The organism is Congregibacter sp., assembly GCF_045107095.1.
In the GTDB taxonomy this organism is placed as follows: Bacteria; Pseudomonadota; Gammaproteobacteria; order Pseudomonadales; family Halieaceae; genus Congregibacter.
The window spans coordinates 55,356-77,455 of sequence record NZ_JBGCFU010000003.1 but is presented as its reverse complement, the minus strand read 5'-3'; the positions used below and the strand labels follow the sequence as shown (position 1 = coordinate 77,455).

The 22,100-nt window shown below is 53.4% G+C and carries 16 protein-coding genes; 9 read left to right on the top strand and 7 right to left on the bottom strand.

What is annotated here, in order from left to right; all coding sequences use genetic code 11:
- The first annotated feature begins 42 nt into the window (after nt 1-42).
- The 4 genes from AB8B76_RS00890 to AB8B76_RS00875 all read left to right on the top strand — a co-directional run bounded on the left by AB8B76_RS00890 (nt 43) and on the right by AB8B76_RS00875 (nt 4,531).
- Entirely contained in the window at nt 43-1,377 is a 1,335-nt protein-coding gene (locus AB8B76_RS00890) for a DEAD/DEAH box helicase (protein ID WP_405268898.1), read from the top strand.
- Nucleotides 1,378-1,471: 94 nt separating this feature from the next.
- The gene (locus AB8B76_RS00885) at nt 1,472-1,909 is read left to right on the top strand and encodes a nuclear transport factor 2 family protein (RefSeq protein ID WP_405268896.1); all 438 of its coding nucleotides are present in this window, start codon (nt 1,472-1,474) and stop codon (nt 1,907-1,909) included.
- A gap of 79 nt (nt 1,910-1,988) precedes the next feature.
- Nucleotides 1,989-2,888 (top strand): D-hexose-6-phosphate mutarotase, encoded by a 900-nt coding sequence (locus tag AB8B76_RS00880; RefSeq protein WP_405268893.1) that lies wholly within the window; start codon nt 1,989-1,991, stop codon nt 2,886-2,888.
- A 203-nt stretch (nt 2,889-3,091) separates the two neighbouring features.
- Nucleotides 3,092-4,531 (top strand): amidohydrolase, encoded by a 1,440-nt coding sequence (locus AB8B76_RS00875; RefSeq protein WP_405268890.1) that lies wholly within the window; start codon nt 3,092-3,094, stop codon nt 4,529-4,531.
- Between the two features lie 31 nt (nt 4,532-4,562).
- On the opposite strand, the gene AB8B76_RS00870 is transcribed toward AB8B76_RS00875, so the two are convergent.
- From AB8B76_RS00870 to AB8B76_RS00860, 3 genes are all read right to left on the bottom strand, one after another.
- Entirely contained in the window at nt 4,563-4,961 is a 399-nt protein-coding gene (locus AB8B76_RS00870; protein WP_405268887.1) for a hypothetical protein, read from the bottom strand.
- A 71-nt stretch (nt 4,962-5,032) separates the two neighbouring features.
- Complete coding sequence (locus tag AB8B76_RS00865) at nt 5,033-5,773, bottom strand: ion transporter (protein WP_405268884.1); 741 nt, start codon at nt 5,771-5,773, stop codon at nt 5,033-5,035.
- Nucleotides 5,774-5,926: 153 nt separating this feature from the next.
- The gene (locus AB8B76_RS00860; protein ID WP_405268881.1) at nt 5,927-7,555 is read right to left on the bottom strand and encodes a hypothetical protein; all 1,629 of its coding nucleotides are present in this window, start codon (nt 7,553-7,555) and stop codon (nt 5,927-5,929) included.
- Nucleotides 7,556-7,786: 231 nt separating this feature from the next.
- Between AB8B76_RS00860 and AB8B76_RS00855 the strand changes: the two genes are divergently transcribed.
- Nucleotides 7,787-8,686 carry an endonuclease/exonuclease/phosphatase family protein gene (locus AB8B76_RS00855; RefSeq protein WP_405268878.1) on the top strand — a complete coding sequence of 300 codons (900 nt, stop codon included), beginning with the start codon at nt 7,787-7,789 and terminating at the stop codon, nt 8,684-8,686.
- Nucleotides 8,683-9,066 carry a DUF5329 domain-containing protein gene (locus AB8B76_RS00850; protein ID WP_405268875.1) on the top strand — a complete coding sequence of 128 codons (384 nt, stop codon included), beginning with the start codon at nt 8,683-8,685 and terminating at the stop codon, nt 9,064-9,066. The genes AB8B76_RS00855 and AB8B76_RS00850 overlap by 4 nt, the downstream gene beginning before the upstream one ends.
- Nucleotides 9,067-9,117: 51 nt before the next feature.
- Here AB8B76_RS00850 and AB8B76_RS00845 read toward each other — a convergent pair whose 3' ends face one another.
- Entirely contained in the window at nt 9,118-9,798 is a 681-nt protein-coding gene (locus AB8B76_RS00845; RefSeq protein WP_405268873.1) for a pseudouridine synthase, read from the bottom strand.
- 83 nt (nt 9,799-9,881) lie between these two features.
- On the opposite strand from AB8B76_RS00845, the gene AB8B76_RS00840 reads away from it, so the two are divergent.
- The 3 genes from AB8B76_RS00840 to AB8B76_RS00830 all read left to right on the top strand — a co-directional run bounded on the left by AB8B76_RS00840 (nt 9,882) and on the right by AB8B76_RS00830 (nt 15,834).
- The gene (locus AB8B76_RS00840) at nt 9,882-10,868 is read left to right on the top strand and encodes an alpha/beta hydrolase (protein WP_405268870.1); all 987 of its coding nucleotides are present in this window, start codon (nt 9,882-9,884) and stop codon (nt 10,866-10,868) included.
- Nucleotides 10,869-11,134: 266 nt separating this feature from the next.
- A complete protein-coding gene (locus tag AB8B76_RS00835; protein ID WP_405268867.1) occupies nt 11,135-12,574 on the top strand; it encodes a M24 family metallopeptidase in 1,440 nt (479 codons plus the stop codon).
- Nucleotides 12,575-12,708: 134 nt separating this feature from the next.
- On the top strand, nt 12,709-15,834 hold the full coding sequence (locus AB8B76_RS00830) for a glycosyl hydrolase (protein ID WP_405268864.1): 3,126 nt from the start codon (nt 12,709-12,711) through the stop codon (nt 15,832-15,834).
- 97 nt (nt 15,835-15,931) lie between these two features.
- Here the strand turns inward: AB8B76_RS00830 and AB8B76_RS00825 are convergent, their stop codons facing one another.
- From AB8B76_RS00825 to AB8B76_RS00815, 3 genes are all read right to left on the bottom strand, one after another.
- Nucleotides 15,932-17,548, bottom strand: coding sequence for an amidase family protein (locus AB8B76_RS00825; protein WP_405268861.1), 1,617 nt, complete (start codon nt 17,546-17,548; stop codon nt 15,932-15,934).
- A gap of 83 nt (nt 17,549-17,631) precedes the next feature.
- A complete protein-coding gene (locus tag AB8B76_RS00820; RefSeq protein WP_405268858.1) occupies nt 17,632-18,681 on the bottom strand; it encodes a succinylglutamate desuccinylase/aspartoacylase family protein in 1,050 nt (349 codons plus the stop codon).
- A gap of 92 nt (nt 18,682-18,773) precedes the next feature.
- The gene (locus AB8B76_RS00815) at nt 18,774-22,025 is read right to left on the bottom strand and encodes a sialidase (protein ID WP_405268855.1); all 3,252 of its coding nucleotides are present in this window, start codon (nt 22,023-22,025) and stop codon (nt 18,774-18,776) included.
- Nucleotides 22,026-22,100: the final 75 nt, after the last annotated feature.

The window sequence follows — 22,100 nt, the reverse complement described above, 5'->3', positions numbered from 1 at the left end:
GTTGGTCAGATGATTTGCATTACAACATCAGGAATACATTACGTGTTATTTAAAGATCTCGGCCTCTCGGTCGAATTGCTGCGCGCCGTAGAAAAACAAGGCTACGACGAAGCGACTCCCATACAAGAGCAAGCCATACCTCTGGTACTGAAAGGTAGTGACCTTCTAGCCGGCGCTCAAACAGGCACTGGTAAAACAGCAGGTTTCACGCTGCCCATGCTGCAACGTTTGCAGGAAAAATATCAGGACAAGCAAAAAAGCTTTCCTAAAGCTCTGGTGCTGACTCCGACACGAGAGCTTGCGGCTCAGGTGCATGAAAGTGTGAGAGATTATGGTCGCTTTCTGAATTTCAGATCGGCGGAGATCTTCGGAGGTGTGAGTATCAACCCTCAGAAGCAAAAATTGATTAAGGGTGTCGATGTTGTCGTCGCGACGCCGGGCCGCCTGCTCGATCATGTTCAGCAACGAAGCATCGACCTATCCAAGATTGAAATACTCGTTTTGGACGAAGCCGATCGCATGCTGGATATGGGGTTCATTCACGATATCCGACGTGTCATGAAAGTGATTCCCAAAAAACGACAAACACTACTGTTCTCGGCGACGTTCTCCAATGAGATCAAGAAGCTCTCCTCAGAGTTTCTGGATAGCCCGGAGCAGATTCAGGTTACACCGCAGAACACAGCGACGGAACTGGTGAGTCAGTTGGTGTACCCCGTTGATAAGGGGCGTAAGCGCGAGTTGCTGTCGCAGCAAATTGGTGAGGGCAACTGGCAGCAGGTGCTTATCTTTACGCGGACAAAGCATGGCGCGAATAAACTTGCAGAGCAGTTGAGTAAAGACGGCATCACTTCTGCCGCGATCCACGGCAATAAATCGCAAGGCGCTCGCACGCGTGCCCTCGCAGAGTTTAAGTCTGGTACTGTGAGGGCGTTGGTCGCGACGGATATTGCCGCACGTGGCATCGACATCGACAAATTGCCGCATGTTGTTAACTTTGAGTTGCCGAACGTTGCTGAGGACTACATCCATCGGATTGGTCGTACTGCCAGAGCGGGTCAAGAAGGCCACGCTGTATCGTTGGTTTGTGTAGATGAACTGAAGCTTCTTAGAGACATCGAAAAGCTGCTGGGGTCTGCGATCGAAAAGGTCAATCTCCCCGGGTTTGATATTGATCCCACGATCAAAGCTGAGCCCATACAGAATGGCCGTGGTGGCCGGCAAAACAGCGGACGTAATAGCGGCCGCGGAAATGGTTCTGGCCGTGGTCGCTCTCAGGGCAATGGTCGTCCCGGTGCGGGAGGGCAGCAGGCACGGCGTGGCAGTGGCGGTGGCGCTCGCAGTCGAGCAAGCAACGGTAACCGACGCACTGCCTAAATCGCAGCAGACCTTTAGGAATAAGTTGCGAGCTTGAATCTTCTGTCGCAGTATCTTGTTTTCACTTAAGCCGAAGTTCGGCGAGGAAACATTGATGTTGAAACAACTGGGTTTGCACCTCGCAGTTCTGCTGCTTCTGAACAGCGCGTCTGTCTTTGCCGACGACCGCGCTGAGCTACAGGCACTTCTTGACGAATTCCTCGCGGGTGCGTCCGTGAATGACGCTGCTATGCATGAGCGGTTTTGGTCTGAGGATCTTGTCTACACAAGCTCCAGCGGCGCTCGATACGGCAAGGCAACGATCCTGGATGGCATGGGCGAGGCGGCTGCACCCGATGAGGAGTCTGCTGTTTATACGTCGGATCAAGTGGACATTCGGATTCTTGCGGAGGAAATCGCTATTGTGACTTTCCGACTGGTCGCAACATCTCCAGAGGGGGCCGTTGATTACTACCTCAATACTGGAGTGTTCGAGCGCAGCGCTGGAGAATGGCGGGCAAGTACCTGGCAGGCAACCCGGGTGCCAAAGTAGAGTTAACGTCGCAATCAAAGCGCAGTCATAGCGCGGTCATGCGAAACCTCGAAAGCTACCGCTTTAGGCAGAGTCTCTAGTGGATTCTAACTCGCTTAACGAGAAGTTTGCGATCCCTGATTTCGTTTCGATCGCCGATGTTGCGCCGAACTACCCCATCGTTCAGATTTCAAACTCTCATGCATCAGCGAGCATTGCTGTGCATGGGGCTCAGGTTCTGAGCTTTCAGCCTAACGGTGAAGAAGATCTGCTTTGGGTGAGTAAGACGGCAGTCTATGCCGAGGGGAAGTCGGTGCGTGGGGGCATACCGATATGCTGGCCGTGGTTCGGAACTCATCCTGATACTGCGATGCCGTCTCATGGTTTTGCACGAAACTGCTTTTGGCAGCTCACATCTGTAAAGCAAGATCACAGTGGATCTACCGAAGTTATGTTGTGCCTGGAGGACGATATAGCCAGTCGATCTCTGTGGCCTCATGCCTTCGAGCTGCAGCTAAGGGTGTCTGTGGGAAAGGCCTTGTCTCTTGAGCTGACCATGGTGAACCGGTCGGAAGAAGTGGTCGATCTGACGGCAGCCTTGCACTCCTACTTCGATGTCGGAGACATCGCAGGAACCGCTGTGCGGGGCTTGGACGGAGTCGAATACATCGATGCTCTTCAAAGCAATCGACGGTTGACTCAGGCGGGAGATGTTCGATTTGATGCTGAGTTGGACCGTATTTATCAGCAAACGGCCGGTGACGAATTCATCGATGACGCTTTGCGAGGGCGTTCGATCCGTTTGCAAAAACAAGGTAGCGATTCGACGGTAGTGTGGAATCCGTGGATAGCTAAGTCATCGAGGATGGATGACTTTGAAGATGGGGGCTACCGGCGCATGGTCTGCGTGGAAACAGGGAACATGGGCGAGGATGTTGTTCGCCTGCAAGCCGATGCGGCCCATACACTCGGTGTCACTATTTCAGCGGAAAAGGCGTAAGCAATCAGCATTAAACTTACTGGTACTTCACCAATCCAGTATCGTTGTTCAGGCTCAATTGGGGTTAACTCTGACTTGCAGCGACACCAAGTGGCGATAACCACCGGCGGGTGAACCCAGTGCCCGTGTGCAGGCAGGCCTTGCTGTGATCGCCGTCAGAGTGCACTCTTCTCTGCTCGTGAACTAGCTATCGGATAGTAACTATGCGTGTCATTCGCCTCTCGCAGAGCCTCGGCTCGGTCGCTTTACTGGTTTTTTCATCGCTGTCATCTGCCCAGACAGACAAAACTGACGTGGTATCGAGTCTTAACAGTAACTATGACCGCTATCAATCCATCGCCGAAACACTCTGGTCGAGTCCCGAATTAGGTTACCTCGAAGTAGAGAGTACGCGCCTTTTGCAGAGCGCTCTCGAGGAAGAGGGCTTTTCAGTAGAGAAAGGTGTTGCGGGGATGCCAACGGCGTTTACTGCGACCTATGGAAATAGCGGTCCTATTATTGGGATCTTGGGGGAGTACGACGCGCTGCCAGGTATGTCCCAAGCGGCGGTTCCTTATGAAGAACCCTTTCTGGATGGTGCTCCCGGACAGGCTTGTGGCCACCACCTCTTTGGTACCGCCTCTTTGGCGGCAGCGATTGCCGTGAAGAACTGGCTGGTCGATTCCGGCACCCCAGGTACTATTCGCTACTACGGCACGCCAGCGGAAGAAGGCGGTTCGGGGAAGGTCTACATGGTGCGTGCCGGCTTGTTTAATGATGTCGATGCGGTTATCAGCTGGCACGCGGGCGATGCCAACACAGCAAACCCCGGCACTAACCTCGCCACTATCTCAGGCAAGTTCCGTTTTAGTGGTCGTTCTTCTCATGCCGCCGCCGCGCCCGAGCGTGGACGTTCAGCTCTTGATGGTGTCGAGGCGATGAACGACATGGTCAATATGTTACGTGAGCACACAACTGAGCCCACTAGGATTCACTATGTCATTACTGATGGTGGTAATGCGCCTAACATCGTGCCCAAAACCGCTGAGGTCTATTACGTGATTCGTCATGAAGACGTGGATGAGGTCCGCTCGGTTTGGGATCGCGTGGTCAGAACGGCCGAGGGCGCAGCGATAGGCACGGAAACCGAAATGGAGTACGAGATCATTGGCGGAACCTATCCTCGTCTGCCAAACGAGACGCTGGCTGGAGTGCTGCATTCAAACCTCTCGATGGTCGGTGGCGTTGAGTACAGCGAGGATGACCTTGCCTTTGCCCGAGAGATTCAGGAGACATTGCCGGGGCAGCTCCCAGCCATTGAATCAGCCGGCGAGGTGCAGCCTATGGTGTTCACAAAAGGTAAGGCGTCTGCGGATACAGGTGATGTAAGTTGGAATGTCCCTATGGCGGCGATGCGAGCAGCTACCTGGGTACCCGGAACGCCCGCACATAGCTGGCAGGCAGTGGCAGCGGGGGGCACGGCGATCGGATATAAAGGCATGATGGTTGCGGCCAAAACCTTGGCTCTCAGCGCCATGGACCTTTATACGCAGCCCGAGATGCTTAAAAAAGCCAAAAGCGAGTTTGATGATCGCACTGGCCCGGAGTTTCGTTATTCGGCATTGCTGGGTGACCGAGCGCCCGCGCTCGATTACCGTAAATAGCAGTTGTTCTGATCTAGGTGGCAGGCAAGGATTAAGGTTTACAGTTTTTCTCGCCTGCCAGTTCACATAAGCCGTAACCCAAGCTGCCCCTTTCCACGCACCCCTTGCCACCCCCAAGCATGCACAGACCGTAGCCCAGGCTGCCATTTTTCTTGCACAGTGTTCCGTCGGCTACTTCGCAAAGGCCATAGCCGAGAGATCCGTCCGGCTTGCATAGCGACTGCCCCGCAGCTTCACAGAGTCCGTATCCCATCTTCAGTTTCGGATTGTCTAACTCAACCAAGGCTGCAACGGTTTCTACCGTTATGTCCTTGCTCTGGAGCTGCTCTATGAGAGAGTCCAGATCAGAGCCCGTAGCAACGAAACTCGTGGTCAGAAGAATTAGACCAGCAAACAGTCGGGCGATCGTTGGAGAGATACTGAGATTCATAGCGCTTGCTTCCACGGCATTAGAGTAAAGAGTCGGCCAATACTTCTAGCTTCGGCTGTGTTTTTTTGGTCTTAGGAGGCGTCATCCTTAAGCGTAGCTTCACGGGTGCTCACAATGGCCATGGTAATCAGGCCGGTCGGTACCGCGAACACGCCCAGCCCAATCATCAGGGTAAAGAAAGTGAAGATCTTTCCTCCCATGGTGACGGGATACACATCGCCATAACCTACTGTCGTGAGAGTCGCTAGAGCCCACCAAAACGAATGGATTACCGACGCGAAAGTGTCCGGTTGAGCGTCGCGCTCGAAGAAGTAGATGCCCACCGCCGCAAGGTAGAAGACAAAAAGCGCCCCCATACCGAACACCGCTAGATCAACACGAACCAGTCGAAAGGCATCGCCAATACGTTTTGCGGCATCGACGTAGCGTACGAGTTTAAAGAGCCTGAATAGGCGAAAGAGCCAAAGGATTCTAAGGCTGCGAAGATCCAGACCGAGTTGCAGATAGAAAGGGAGAATCACCAACAGGTCCGTAATGCCATAAAAGCTGAAGACAAACTCCACGCGTTTTTCACTGAGCCAAAAGCGCAGAAGGTACTCAAGTGTAAAGACGGAAATAACAAACACTTCGAAGTTGCGTAGTGTGCTTCGCGCAGTAGACGAGAGGTCTGGCAGCGTTTCTACGGTGAACGCGATGATGGAAAGGACAATCAGTATTTGAATGAATGATTGGCATATGCGCGCAGAAAGTGTTCCGCTCCCAATAACTCTTGGGCGCAGGCGCGCGCGCAAACTCTGGCTCTCCTTAGACAAACACTAGACTCCCTTTAGCTCACGCGACTATCGTTTGCGAGGACGTCGTTAATGAAAGCACAGTTAACGAAACTATGGTTAACGAAACTATGGTTAACGAAAACACGGTTAACGAAACTATGCTGATCAAAACCATAACTTATGGCGCTAGGCTTAACCTGAGTAATCAAAACGTTGTATCGCAGATTTGCTGCCGTCCTTATAAGTCAGTTGGACAGTGACGTAACGAGTGCTTCGGGGGACTGATGTGTACATCGGTGTTTTAGCATCGATAGGCGCCATTCCCGCCTTTCGCCAGGCGGGGAATCGGAACCGCTTGGTCGGATTATTGCTATTCAAGCCGTACTGGATAGTTTTGATACTGCCGCGATAGCTCATAAGGTGGGTGAAGTAGAGGAGCCGCTTTCCGTCGTAATCTCTAAAGCTTACCCAGCTTGTAGTCGTTGATTCGAGGATACGTTGATTCGCGTCTTTGCTTTCCTGCTGCCCTTTGAATTCGAAATTATAGGCCCCTTGGAGGGCTCCATTTCTGTCGCGATAGCGAATTTCGATTGTCGTATCTCGTTGATTTGCAGGAAGGTTAAAGAACATTTGTGGGACGGGTTTGCCTGTTTGAGGATTTAGCGCGCCGCTTTCCCCGGTGCTTCGGGGCTCGCCGTCTTTCAAATTCCACAAAACCTCCACGGCCGGCTCAGCTATTGCCAGCGTTGCGGTGTATCCGGAGTTGTTCACACCGAAGCTGATGGATACGGGATTGTTGAGAGCACCCCCACTATTACTGTTCAGGGTCGTAAGCCGCATACTCGCATCGTTACGCCATTCCTCCACGAGGGATTGGTCGATCATGTGCTTTAAGAGGCCTCCGGCTTCGTCGGCGGACTGAAAAGCAGCGAGATAGTCTCTTTCAGCACGCTTGTTGGCAAGAGTCTGAAATCCAAGTCTTCGCTCCGATACTTCTTCGCTCAGATGATAGAACGTCGGTGCAAAATCAGGGTTCTCCGCTGCATAGGCTTCTAGACGGGGGACCCGCTGACTGGCGTCCAGAAGTAGTAATCGGACATAAGCGGGAATCCCCTCGGTTTTGCTGGCCATGAGGGTCATATAGGTCTCGCGCGCGCCTGCCGTGCCTTCTTGAACTTTGAGAAACGCCAAAAAACGCAGATGGGGGTCCAGTAATGGCAGGTCACTGGCGAAGTAGCTGATGTAGGAGCGTCTCGCAGCCGAGTAGTCGCCGCCCAGTTCCTGCAGTCGAGCGTTGTGGTAGTGATCTTCAGGCGAGCGCGGCGAATCTATCAATCCGCCACTGGCAAAACTTGCGCGCATTTCTTCAAGAGTCCGTATGACCTGGGCTTGATTATCTTCAATACGATCTGCGCTCTCTCGAAGGCTTTGGGTGTCCTCAGAAATGTCATCGAGCTTCTTATCGATAATCCCCAGACTCGCCTGCAACTCGGCAACGCCCGGAAAAGCGCTGGCTACGAACCCGTTCTCTTCTGCCTCTTCTGAGGATTGAAACAAAACAATGAGGCCAAAGACGCCTGCGGCGACACCCGCAAACGCGACGGCGCCGAGAAGTTCTTCTTTGCCTCTCCAGTAGATGAACAGAAGAATGACAAACGCAAGAGCGGCGATGACAAACAAATAGGAAGCAAAAGGGGCGACGGGCTGGAGGACGTCCGCAACTAAACCACCAATGGTGCAAGCTGAGCCCGTGATTGCCAGCGTGGTACTTCTCAGGCTTTGGAATACGGCCCGGTTAGTGAGCGACTGAATCACTGACATGATGAGCTGCCTTTTATTGCGGTGACTTTATAGTTGCAGATTCGAATTGCGTATGAATAGTACATGGCACGCTGTTGCTGAGCTACGTCCATGCCCATAAGTCGTACTAGAATCTGGAAGGTTATAATGAGGTTTAACGTGTTCTGACCTGCGATAGATCACTGTTTTCTTTTTGATCCAGGTAAGAATTTTCTCCAAGGCTTTGGTACCAGATATGTCGGTAAATCCACCGTGAGCACTCGGAAGTCAATTGCCGTTCTTTTGGGCGTCGGACTACTGCTGTCCTGCGCGGGTTCCCAATTGGGTCTTCTGGAAACGGCCAACAACTTTGATGAGTTTCAGGGCATACCTTTAGCTCCGCTTAAGACAGCCGCTGAGTGTCGGGCGTCTCTAGGGGCGAATCAGTTTGCTGGGGGTGCCGAGCTTGTAGGAGCAAGTCTCAGTATTCTGAACTGGAATATCAAAAAGGGTGAAGAGGCGAAGTGGCAAGAGGATCTGCAGCGGTTTTCGCGGGGTAAAAACCTGGTGCTTCTTCAGGAAGCAGCACTGAGTATGCAGCTGCCAGATCAGCTCCAACAGGCGCCCTTCGCGGCGTTTTCCCCGGGATATGTTAAGGGTGATGATATTACCGGGGTTGTTACCTTTAGCGATGTGAGGCCGGTCTCTCGCTGTAGGCTTAGTGCGGTAGAGCCGTGGTTGGGTACACCGAAGTCGACCAACATTACGGAATACGCAGTGAATAACAGCGACTTCAGCTTGGTTGTCGTTAACATGCATGCGCTGAACTTCAGCTTTGGTTTGTTGAGCTACCGCATGCAGCTTGATGCTGTTTCCGAGGCGCTTGAAGGTTTTCATGGGGCGGTGCTGCTATCCGGTGATTTCAATACCTGGCGTCAGGGGCGCCAAAACGTACTGTCCGACATTGTAGAAAGGCTGGGTTTGCGGCCCGTAGTCTTTGAAAATGACTATCGACAAAGAGTTTTTGGCAGACCTCTTGATCATATGTATGTTCGAGGTTTAGATATTGTGGAGGCTCAGGTTTTTGAGGTGTCTTCGTCTGACCACAACCCAATGGTGGTTTCTCTTAAACTTAACCCGAAGCAAATCGTTACGCTGGACCCTGAATCATGATCTTGCTTAAGTTGCTGCGCGGTCGCGTTTTTGTGGCATTGGTGCTTCTGCTATCCGGTGTGTTTTCTACAGCGGATACCGCTGATGTCGTAGATCAGGAGATAAACTTTCTCATAGCAAGTGTGGAAAAGAGCGGTTGTGTCTTTGTTCGCAACGGCGATGAGCACTCGTCTGAGGACGCTGCAGATCATCTGAGGCTTAAGTATCGTCGTGGCAAACGTTATGCGGGAAGCGCAGAGCAGTTTATTGAGCGGTTGGCGAGCGAAAGTTCCTGGACAGGCAAGCCTTACTACATCCAATGTGCAGATACCGGTAACCATTTATCCAAAGACTGGCTCACGGATCAGCTGCTAAGCTTTCGAGCGTCGCAAGCTTTCTGATGTGATGGTGTCGCGGGTCTCGAGCGTGTGTCGAGGGTGTGTTGACGGTGTCTAGAGAGGGCCTCTCGATACTTCGACGGATTCTCCCTCGCGAAGCGTACCCAGTTCATAGGGACCCACGGCAAAACGGTGAATACTCAGTACCTTGTTGTCGAAGCGACCAAACATACGCTTGATCTGATGGTAGCGGCCTTCCGTTAATTCTACTTCCGCCGTGCACTCTGTAAGTATCTTGAGCCCTGCGGGGCGTGTCGTAAGACCCTCGTAAGCAAAGAAAAATCCCGCCTTGAAAGCAGCGATACAGTCTGTGCCTATGGGTTTTTCCGTTGTCACCAAGTAACGCTTTGTTAGAGAAGTTTTAGGAGACGACAGTTGCCGGGACCACTGTCCGTCGTTACTTAAGAGCACGAGGCCTGTGGAGTTGTAATCCAGTCGTCCGACGATGTGCAGTTGACTTTTCCAGGGTTGATTCAACAGGTCGATGACGGTTTTGTGCTGATAGTCTTGCGTAGCACAGACCACCGCCGGCGGCTTGTGCAGCATCAGGTAGCGAGGCGTATTGTCCTGTGTGGTCTCGCCATCTACTTGGACTTTATGGAATTTGTTGATGACTTGGGCGCCATCGCGCGCTTGCACACCGTCGACCGTGACGCGACCTTGAGCCAAAGCTCGCCGTAACTTTGCTTTCGGAAGGTCGGTGGCCTTGCTGAGATGTTTATCGAGTCTTGGCATTCTTATTCGTTAATTCGACTAGTCCTAGTATCCTAGCTCGGTTTTCCAAGGTACTTGGCTTTGAACCCAAGGCACCGTCATTCATGGAGCTTTTTCTGTCTCTCCTCATTCATTCTAAGCTTCGGAGCCGGTTCCGGCACTATCTTCGCCTCCTTAGCGCGACTGCTTCGCTGCGGGTTCCTGCCTTGGGGTTAGTGAGCTGTGTTTTCCTTCAGGGTATCTCCTCTTGCTCGCTTGCACCCGAACAGCTGTCTCTGAAACTCACGGTTCCCTTTCTAACCACGCGCGCCCTGGATGCGGGGGGCGGCGGCGAGCCTGAATACACGAATGATGTTGCCAGTGTGTCAGGAGGCCTATGTGATGTTGCTTTGAAAACCACAGGGGAACTGGAAGCGTCCAATGACGCTGTCAGTGCCCTCTCGATCAGTGACGCATTGAGGGGGCTGGATGCCCAAGCATCCCATGACATTCTCATCTACATCCATGGGTACAACACTGACTTAAGACGTGCTTGCCGTGATGCCGCGGTAGTTGCTTATCGAACCGGTTTTGTGGGTAGGGTGCTGTTGCTTAGCTGGCCAGCAAGCCGTGCCGGGGTTACCTACCGACGGGACGAGCGCCGCTTAGCGGAGAGTATGCCCGCGATACTTGGAACTCTCGAAGAACTTGGCAGGCAGTTTGGCTACCAGAACATCAATATCGTTGCCCATAGCATGGGCTCTCGACTAGTGCTTGGGGGAATTCCGGCCTCGGTTGATAACCAGCAATTTAGCAAATTGATTCTCGTGGCGGCGGACATTGATAAAGAAGCGTTTGTTGCGGCACTGCCTAAACTGCGGCAGCGGGTGAAAAATATCGCCTTGCTCGTGTCGGAGTCTGACCGGCTTCTGTTGCTCTCGCAAACCCTGAACTTTGGTGAACGCCTTGGGCAGGCAGATGATTTTCTGGCTCCAGGGGTCGATGTTGTCGACGTGAGTGAGTTTGAAGATCTGGGTTTTAGTGGTCACCTGTATCACCTTGAGAGTGATCGCGTTGCTGATGCGCTAAGGGCGATCCTTAGTAGACCTTAGGAAGACGAATTTATCGGCGCAAATTGTCTATGGCGATACGGTTTTTGATAAGGCTTCACGATCTGCAAAAAAATGAGCTTGTTCGAGAAATCACCACGAAGACGTTTGTGAAATTAGGCGGACGGACTGCAGGCGGAAGCATGGGAAATTCGGATGGATTGACTGGATTGATAGGCATCTACTTTTGAAGGTAGTTTGTGGATACCAAAGCCAGCAGGCACTAGGATAGACGGCTGTACCTAATAGTAAAAAAAGGATAGTTAACCATGGGTTTAACGTTTTCCGCGCCTCACCTTGACGCCGCTGATTTCAAGAAGGAGTCTCAGTCGCAAGCCGTTTTCCGAAGCTACTCGTTAACAGCCTGTCTATGCTTTGCCGCGCTCATACTGTTTGGGATGTCTCTAAACACTCAAGGGGCAGAGAACACTGAAGGCGCTTACGTGGCGCCCATGCAATCATCATTTGTTCCTGAGGAGCGGGTTCTCAGTCATAGAGAACAAGCCCCTCTTGTGCGTGGTTGGCTGGAGAAACGTTTTGAGACGGTGCTCCCACAGGTGATGCGCCGCGAAGGCATCGATATGTGGATTGTCATATCCCGGGAGTACAACGATGATCCTGTTTTCCGCTCTCTTGCACCCTTCGAGACCTACTCTTCCCGGCGCCGTACGATTCTGGTCTTTCACGACAGGGGAGAAGAGCTAGGCGTAGAAACACTCTCTGTAGGCCGATTCAATTATCAAAACCTTTATACAGTGGTGCCGACCCACAATGAAAAGCAGTTTGAAGGCCTTCGTGCCTTGGTAGAGGAGCGAAATCCTCGCAAGATCGGTATCAACATGTCTGAGCGCTGGAATCACGCGGATGGTTTGACAGCGGTGCAGCGCGATTCGCTCTTTGAGGCTCTTGAGGGCTACACCGACCGTATTGTCAGTGCGGAGATGCTGGTGGTGGGTTGGTTAGAGACGCGACTCCCGGAAGAAACTGATGCCTACCATCACATCATGCGGGTAGCTCACTCGGTAATAGGCAGAGCATTTTCCAATGAGGTTATTGTACCCGGCGTTACCACCGCGAATGACGTTCGCTGGTGGATGCGTCAAACCGTTGCCGAATACGGCCTCGGTGGATGGTTTCATCCATCGGTAGGTATTCAAAGAGAGGGTCGTGAAGGGCGCTTCAGCGGCGACGAGGTTATCCAGCGAGGCGACATGCTCTGGACCGACTTTGGAATCATGTATTTGGGTTTTGCCACCGACACTCAGCACAATGCCTATGTTCTTCGTGCAGGGGAGGTCGAGCCCCCTGCGGGTTTGCAGGCAGGACTTGAAGCGGCGATGCGTCTTCAGGACATTACGCGAGAAGAATCCCGGGTTGGCCGTAGCGGCAATGACGCCCTGGCGGCCTCTATCGCTAAAGCTAAGAAAGAGCGATTGGATGCCACTATCTACTGGCACTCCATCGGATATCACGGCCACGCGGCTGGTGTTCCACTAGGTATGACCGATTATCAGGATGGAGTGCCCGTGCGCGGTGATCTCGAGTTTCGCGCCAACACCTGGCATTCGGTGGAGCTCAACGTCGTGAAGCCTGTGCCCGAATGGGGTAATCAGCCGGTGAAGTTCTCTATGGAAGAAGACGCGGTGCTGACTGAGGATGGTTGGGAGTGGGCGCTGGGTCGTCAGGAGTCCTTTCATCTTATCCGCTAACAGGCGCTCTCAGCTGCGGACGTGTCAGCGAATTCTCCAATAACGCTACCAGGTTTGCAAAGGTTTGTGCTCCTTCCGTGTTTGCAATACGGTATCGCTACTTTTTAAAACAAAGACACGAGTGGTAATCCATTGTGAAGATAACTCAGAAGATCCTCTTGGCCGTTTTACTTCCTTTCATCGCACTGCTGTCAATTCAGAGTCTCGCCGCTGACGCCTATGACACGGCACTCTTTGATGCCATGGAGTACCGCTTGGTGGGGCCCTATCGGGGCGGGCGATCAGGTACGGTTGTGGGTGTGCCCGGCGACCGGGACACCTACTATTTTGGCTCCGTAGGAGGCGGTGTCTGGAAAACCGGTGACGGAGGTAATACCTGGGAGAACATCTCTGATGGCTTCTTTGGTGGTTCAGTGGGTTCTGTGGCTGTGTCGGAGTCAGACCCCAATGTGATCTATGTCGGGCTTGGGGAGAAAACCATTCGCGGCAACGTGTCGTCAAACTTTGGCGTATGGAAGTCCACGGACGCAGGTAAAAACTGGACTTTCCTTGGCCTGAAAGACACGCGTCACATCGGTCGGGTGCGGGTTCATCCTACGAACCCTGATATCGTTTATGTCGCTGCTATGGGAGATCTATGGCAGTCCAGTGATCAGCGAGGCGTCTACAAGAGCAATGATGGTGGTGAAACCTGGGAGCGCATACTGTTCGTCAACGAAGACTCGGGCGCCGTTGACTTAAGCTTTGATCCGGGTAATCCACGTATCCTCTACGCAAGCACCTGGAACGTTCACCGTACTCCCTACAGTCTATCCAGCGGCGGTCCCGGCTCGGATTTGTGGAAGAGCAGCGACTCCGGAAAAACTTGGAAGAAGCTCACGGACTTGCCGAACATGCCCGCAGCACCGCGGGGCATAATTGGCGTAACCGTATCTCCAGTGAATACTGATCGAGTATGGGCGATTATCGAAGCTGAGGACGGTGGCGTTTTTCGCTCGGACGATGCGGGCGAGAGCTGGGAAAAAGTGAACAGCGATCGTGCTCTCCGCTCCCGGGCTTGGTACTACAGCCGAATCATTGCGGACAGCCAAGACGAGAATAAGGTGTACGTGATGAACGTCTCCTACGCGACGTCGACCGATGGTGGTAAGACCTTTGCTCTGCGCCGTGCGCCCCATGGTGATCATCACGATCTATGGATTGATCCTTACGATAACGATCGTATGATTATCGCCGACGACGGCGGTGCTCAAATCTCCACAGATGCTGGCGACAGCTGGACGACCTACTACAACCAACCCACCGCGCAGTTCTATCGCATCGCGACGGATGATCATTTTCCCTACCGTATTTACGGCGCCCAACAGGACAACAGTTCCGTGCGTATTCCTCATCGGACCGACGGTGTCGCGATTACGGAGGATGACTGGGAGGAGACTACGGGGGGCGAAAGCGCCTATCACGCGGTCGATCCCGATGATAACGACATCGTCTACGGGGGTACGTACAAGGGCTATATGTACCGTGGTAACCACAGGAATAATCAGCAGCGGGCCATCAACCCCTGGCCGCTAAATCCTGCAGGCTCCGGTGTTGAAGTGATGAAATACCGCTTTAACTGGAACTTCCCTACGTTCTTCTCCCATCACGACTCCGACAAGCTTTATGCGTTTTCGCATCGCGTGCATGTTTCTACCAATGAGGGGCAGAGCTGGCAGGCGATAAGCCCGGATCTTACCCGCGCCATTCCCGAGACGCTGGTTTCATCGGGTGGGCCAATTACCCAAGACAATACCGGTGTAGAGTTTTACGCGAATATTCTCACCGCCAATGAGAGCCCCTATGAAGAGGGTGTTCTCTGGACGGGGTCTGACGATGGACTCATTCATGTTACTCGCGACGGCGGCGAGAGTTGGGCTGATGTGACGCCGCCCAAAGCGCCAAAGATGATCATGTGGAATTCGATTGATATCCACCCGACGCAGGCGGGAGGCGCCTACATTGCCGGCACCATGTACAAATCGGGGGATTTTGCTCCTTACCTTTACAAGACCAGTAACTACGGCAAGAGCTGGACCAAGATCACCAAGGGTATCGAGCCATTGCACTTTACCCGCGTGCTGCGCGCGGATCCCGATCGCGAGGGTCTGCTTTATGCAGGTACGGAGTACGGTATGTATATGTCCTTCGATGACGGTAAAGCATGGCAGCCCTTCCAGCTTAACCTCCCAGAAGTGCCTATAACCGATCTGCAGGTACGCGATCGAAACCTCATCGTCGCGACTCAGGGCCGAAGCTTCTGGATCATCGATGATCTCTCGCCATTGCATCAGCTTAACGACGACGTTGCCGATGCATCCATGTATCTCTTTGAGCCGAAGCCCAGTTATCGAATCCATCAGGGGGGGCGCGGTAAGCGTGACCCTCTGCTTGAGGGTGAAAACCATCCAGCAGGGGTGATGCTGTACTTCTACCTTGACGACGCTCCAGGTGAGTCTGACGTTGTAAGTCTGGAATTTATGGAGAGTGATGGCTCAGTCATCAAACGCTTCTCCACGGATGCGAGCGATGAAGACAAGGCGCAGAAGCTGGATGCCAAGGAAGGTGCGAATCTGTTTGTTTGGGATATGCGCTATCCCGATGCAGTGTCCTTTGATGGGCTGATTCTCTACTCCGCAAATACAAAGGGACCGAAGGCGGTTCCCGGCAGCTACACGGCCAGGTTGACGCTTAATGGCCAAAGCATGGATCGTGAGTTTGAGATTCTTAAGGATCCAAGGGTGCTTAGTTCCACAGCGGACCTTCAGGCGCAGTTCGATTTCTTGATTGATGTGCGAGATAAACTCTCTCAGGCGAATCAGGCTGTGCTCGACATCCGTACATTACGGACTGATCTTAAATACCTGCAGGGCAAGCTCGAGGGAGACAGCGCCGCCGTGGAGTCTATTCTTAGCGCTGTGGCTTCGCTGGATGACGCCATGACTGTTATCGAGAATAATATCCACGAGACTCGCAATGAGGCCTATCAGGATCCCCTTAACTTTGGCATCAAGTTAAACAATCGTCTTGCCTACCTGGGGACTCACGCTTCTGCGGGCGATTATCGTCCCACCGATGAGGCTGTGGCCTATAAGAAAGTGGTTTCCGAGCAGATCGACAACGAACTTGCCGCTTTGGAATCACTGTTAAGTGAGGCGTTGCCGAAAATCAACGCGATGGTGGCGAAGGAGAACATCGAGGTGCTTTCCGCGCCGCTATAGGTCATTTACACGATATAGACAGCGCATGGCGATGGAGTGTTCCCGTGCCTTGAGTTGATGGTGACCGGGTGTCAGGAAAAACCCGGTTGCTTCTCCGTTATTCGTAGCGAATTGTTCCGCCCGCAAGGGGCGGTGTGAGTGCTGGTGTTCGAATCGCCTGTAATCGTTGTTCGAGGGCGTAGCCAAGCCCGATGAGTCTAGGTTCTCCAAACGCTGTTCCCATGAACGACAGGGTGATGGGCATACCTCTACCGGTGAAGCCGATAGGCAGAATGAGATCTGGCAGGCCCGACAGATTGGCCAGAATCACCGGCGAACCCCCAGAGCCAGGCTCAGAGATCCCTGCGGGGCGCTCGATGAGTTCAGCGGGAGTGCTCGACGTGGGGTACACAATCGCATCCAGGGACTGGCTACGAATGAGCCCCTCGATAGTCTGGGTGATCAATGGCAGCGCGTGAGCTTTTACTGCCTCGTATTCAAAGCCATCCAGCCCCGACGCTTCTACCTCCAGTTGCATAAGCGACCAGCGACTAGGGTTTGGACCGACTCCATCCGGGCGTCGCGCGTTCAGCGTCATTGCCCTACTGATGAGCTCTTCCAGGTCCTTTGGATATTCATCGTCCAGCGTGTTCAGGTAATCCGCAATTTGCGCTTTGAATTCAGGGTAGCGAATCGCCCTGTAGAATTTACCCCGGGACTCCAAAAGCCAATCAGGAAACTCAACATCGACAATCTCAGCACCCGCATCGCGCATGGATTGCAATGCAGATTCGACTAACCAATCAACTTCGCCATCGACGCCCATGAACACCCGCGCCACGCCAATACGCGCTCCCTTCAGTGAGTCAGGATCCAGGAACTGGCTGTAGTCAGTGTGGGACTTGCCTGCGCTTTTGGTCGTTGAATCATCTGCAGGGTCGACGCCTGTCATCACTCCGAGAGAGAGAGCAAGATCAGTGACGTTTCGGGTCATGGGCCCTACGGTGTCAAAGGACAATGCTAGCGGCACAACACCATCGCGACTCAGGAGGCCATGGGTAGTCTTTAGGCCTACAATGCCATTGGCAGAGGACGGCCCTCGCACAGAGCCTCCAGTGTCCGTGCCAAGTCCCATACTGGCAAAGCCCGCGGCGATTGCTGCGCCGGTGCCGCCAGAGGAGCCTGATGGAGTGCGGCCGAGGTGATGAGGGTTAGCAATGACGCCCCCCAAAGAATTCATGGCGCCTCCGGATGCAAATTCACTTAAATTCAACTTGGCGAGAATGATTGCTCCAGCGTCGCGAAGTTTCTGAACAACAAAGGCATCGTCCGGCGGCAGGCTTCCTGCCAGCATAAAGGAGCCCGCCGTTGTCGGCATATCACCGGTATCCAGATTGTCTTTGATGACCACGGGAATGCCATGGAGTGGTGATCGTCGTCCTTGCGTTTCCCTCTCAATATCAAGCTCTCGCGCACGCTCCAGAGCATTGGGGTTTAGTAACATGACGGCGTTCAGACTCGGACCCTGTTGGTCGTAGGCCGCTATCCGGTCGAGGTAAAGACGGGTTAGCTGCTCAGAGCTTAATCCCCCTGCATCCATCGCTGCATTGAGCTCGCTGATGTTGGCGCTCGTGAGTTCTAACTCTGTTGCTTTGCCCGGTGTGTAAAAACCAAGTAAAGCAATGAATACGAGGTACTGTAATGAGGTTCGCTGCGGGAGCCGCATATGTCGCATAAAGAGTTGCCTGTTGATGTTCACAATGTATGTATCACTGGGTGCTGGAGACTTGAGTTCCGCCTCATTAATCCGCAGCGTCCTCAGGATCCCTGAATTTTACTGAGCATGGCGACGGGCTCACCTTTGCTTACGGGTGGGGTACTGATGACGTAGTTCACCATGCCCGAGAACGGCGCCCGAATCTTGGTAACTTCATTTCCGAAGAAGTCCAATAGGATGCCAAGAATGGCCCCTTCGGTCACGGTGTAACCATCCTTAGTGAGCGGCTTGAAGATTCCCGATTCCGGACTCTTAACTACCTGATAGTCACTGAGCCAGGTGATGCCCGGATTAGGGATTTCATCGCCTGGAATCATGCTCAAATGGCGGAGAACATTCCATACACCTTGTTGCGCCAGGCCGGACCAGTAAGGGTCATTGGAGCCAGACTGCCCCGTTTCTGTGGTGATGGCGGGTATCCCTCGCACCAAGGCCGTTTGGTCGGTGAACAAAGAGGGGCCGGTCGCAGTTTGCGGACCTGTATCGATAACTATGTGGTCAAGCCCGAACGCGACTGCCATTCCTCGGATCTGTGTATCAAACGGTTCGTTCCCGGTTACCGGCATGTACACATAGGGACGCAGGGCTTCGTTGCCGTCACCACTGTGAAGATCAATGAGATAGTCGGCCTGATCGATTACCTCAGTCGTGATCGTGTGAGCTATGCGCTGGCTAAGACTGCCCTGTGGGTCACCGGGGAACATACGATTCAGATTCTCCCCGTCGACAGGACTGTAGTAAATCGTTCGTCCTAAGAAGGAGGGCATATTTGCGACGTGCACCATGATTACAGTTCCCCGTAATTCACCGGGGTCTATCTCGGATCGGATTGCCTGGAGTGCGGTGATGGGTGGGTACTCATAGCCGTGCACACCCGCAAGTAGTGCAAGCACAGGCCCTTCGCTAGATCCATGAGCAATGGTGACCGGTATCTTGCTGCCTTCATCAATGCCCGAGGGAATCTCAAGAAAACCTGACACCAGTGTTCCTCGCGAGGCGTGGATATCGCCGACAGAAAACTCCTCGGCACCTGCCCAGGTAGCGACGGAGAGAATGGTAAATAGCGAGAAAACCGCGGAGATCTTTTTCATAGTGTGTCCATTCTGCAAAGAAAGGGGGCCGAGCCCCCGTGCAGCGAGTATAGACGCACAAGCACCGGAGCGCGGGATCGTGCAGTGTTTTCTCAGTCAGTCTCGCCTATTGCTATCGGGCCCTGTCGCAGCAGTCCAAGGCCGCTTTCCTTGAACGCGGCTCGCAGAACCTCAAAGTCACCGGTGAGATAGTCATTAATAGCCGACACGGTGCTTTCGACTCGCGCTTCGGCGAGCTGAGCAAAGACCAGAGCCGTTGGGCTTGGTGCCTCATAGGTCGATGTGAGGAACGACTTTGCGCGTCTTAAGGTGTTCACCGCCATGTCATCGACATAGGGGCGTCCCTTATTGGCTTTGGGATTCCGTAACGTTGCCTCCAGCGATGTGAGCATTTTGAGGCTAGTTTTGACCTGCTCTTTCAGCGCGGCGTATTGCTGTGCGTCACTTGCTTGGGCGAGCAATGTCTCAATTGTGCCGAGGTCCCGCCGTGCAGTGATGATTTGGCTCAGGGCGTCATTGATTGTGCCCTGTAGCTCCTGAAGCTGAAGCTGCATGTCCTGGTTGGCCTGCATCGCTGTCCGAGGCACTGATACGCGAGGATCGGCCAAAACCTGTGTTTCCACGGACTCAGACTCACCATCAAAGCTGACAAAAATCGTGTAGGTGCCGGGTAAAACTTCGATTCCACTGGGCAAATCCACGTCAGTCTTCTTCTTGTCTCCCGGGAGCCTCGGTAGGCCGTCGCGCTTCAGATTCCAGGTTACGCGATTAATGCCCTGGTGAACGTCTGTACTAAAGCTGCGAATGTGCTCGCCGTTCGCGTCTGTGACCGTTATGGTCGCGCGAGGATCGTCAGTTTTTTCGTCGCTGGCATTTTCTGTATCTCTAGCGCCCTTAGCATTATCAGCGCGAAGGCTGATACTGCGCTGCTTTTCTTTTGCGGCGTCGGGGTGGGTAAGATCTCCGCCACTTGTCATGAACGTCAGGACAACGCCGTAGTCCTCATTTTTCGCAACATATTCTCCGTTACCCAGGAACCGACTGCCTATAATGGGGTTGCTGTCGTACTGCTGCCCCACCGTCGCGCCAAGCAGTGCGAAGCGCGTGTCAAAATCGTCTGCGCTCAGACCGCGTAACGGAGAAATATCATCGATAACGTAGATACTTCTTCCATGGGTTCCGACCACGAGGTCGTTCTCTCGCTGCTGAAATGCCAGATCCATCACCGACGCGGTCGGTACTCCCGCCGTGTATTTGGTCCAGTCGTCTCCACCGTTCAGACTAAGGAACAAGCCGAATTCGGTGCCCAGCCAAAGTAGCTCTGGGTCCTGGGGATCTTGAAGAACAGACAAGGCATAACCCTTTAGATTGTCGTCGTTCAGACGCGTCCATTTCTGGCCGAAGTTATCCGCGCGATAAACGTAGGGGGTGAAATCGCCGCGACGATGGTTGTCGAACACTACGTAGGCGGCATCCTCATCATGGGGGCTGGGGTAAATCATTGGAACCCAGGTGTACTCTGGAACTCCCCGGACCCGATCCTCCACACTGCGCCAGCTCTTTCCGCCATCCTTGGTGACGTGGATCCGGCCATCGTCAGTGCCCACCCAGATCACTCCCTCGGTAACCTTGGACGGCGCGACGGCAATAATTGTCGTGTAGTTTTCTGCCGCGGTGACGTCAAGGGTAATGCCGCCGGATGTTCTAAAGGACTGCCAGTCGCTATTGTTGGTGGTCAAGTCTTCACTGATCACTGTCCAACTCAGACCTCTGTCGGTGGACTTATGCAGGAACTGGCTGCCGTAGTAGATCGTGGCCGGATCAAAGGGATCGATAGCAAAGCCCGCAGACCAGTTGAAACGCAGATCCGTGTCCAGGGTAGGAGGGTTAGGGCGAATGAGTCGTTGTTCGCCATTGTTCAGGTTCCAGCGCGACAAGTTGCCACCCTGACTCATAGCGTATCCCGTATCGGGTATTTCTGGATCCGGCACCGTATCGAAGCCATCACCAAATCCCACTTCTCGCCAATGGAGCGTTCGGATTCCCCCTACGTCAAAGGTCTCCGCAGCACCACGCCAGGAACCGTTGTCCTGCAGTCCGCCGTAGACATGGTAGGGATGCGCGTTATCAACGGCGATATGGTAGAACTGGGCTAGAGGTAAATTTTCTATGAATCGCCAGGTATCTCCCGCGTCACGGGTGATCGCGATGCCGCCATCGTTACCCGAAATCATATGCGCAGGATCGTTTGGATTTATCCACCAGGCATGGGTGTCAATGTGTACGGTTTCCCCAGGGGCGCAGCAGTCGATGGCCTCAATATAGTTAAAGGTTTTACCACCATCTATGGAGCGTCTAACGCGACTCTCGACGTTATACACCGTGTCGGGGTCCTTAGGGTCGACGTCCAGAAGGGTGTAGTAGAACGGTCTGATGGTGATGTTTGTCTCGTCATTGACTGTTTTCCAGCTCATGCCGCCGTCGTCTGATCGTATAAGTGCAGAGTCTTTGGCTTCGACCAGCGCGTAAACCCGTGATGGATCACTGGGAGCTATCGCGAAAATTGAGCGACCGAGATTACCTTCCGGTATGCCGTCTTCTTCAGTGAGTTGCGTCCAGCTTGCGCCAGCATTGAGTGAATAGTAGAGACCGGAGCCAGGACCTCCACTCTCAAAACGGTAGGGCCAGCGGCGGAACTGCCATAGCGATGCAAAGAGCTTGTTCGGATTGCTGGGGTCTATCTTTACATCGGTAGCGCCTGTTCGCCCATTGGGGCCGGTGAGCACGGGTGTCCAGGTTTTACCACCGTCTATTGTTTTAAAAACGCCGCGATCCCCTCCATCATTCCAAAGAGGCCCCAAAGCTGACACGTAGGCTGTGTCAGGATCGGTAGGGTGTAGGGCGATTCGATTGATTCGTTCGGTGCCTTCCAGCCCGGACTTGACCCAAGTCCGACCGCCATCGGTGGATCGGTAAAGGCCATCGCCGATAGATGTGGAATTTCGTGTGGCCCCTTCACCAGTTCCCACCCAAATAACATCGGGATAGCTTTGGTTTATCGCGATGGCGCCGATGGAGTTGACAGGCTGATCATCGAAAAGTGCGTTCCAGGTGATACCGCCATTATCGGATCGCCAAACACCGCCAGACGCCGCGCCAACGACGATGAGCTTCGGGTTGGAGGTTACTGAGGCTACGGCACTGACTCGTCCAGACATGCCTGCAGGGCCTATATTTCGCGCCTCCATGCCTGACAATAAATCCGAGCTGATGGCGCCAGCGCCAGACGCAGCGAAAAGGATTAAGCTGCCAAGAATCACTGTGATTCGTGAAATTGCGTTCATCGATGAAAGGCCCGTAGGTAAAATTGGAGGCCGTGTAGACTACAATTTTTTGACTGTTCCTTCATTACTTGAATA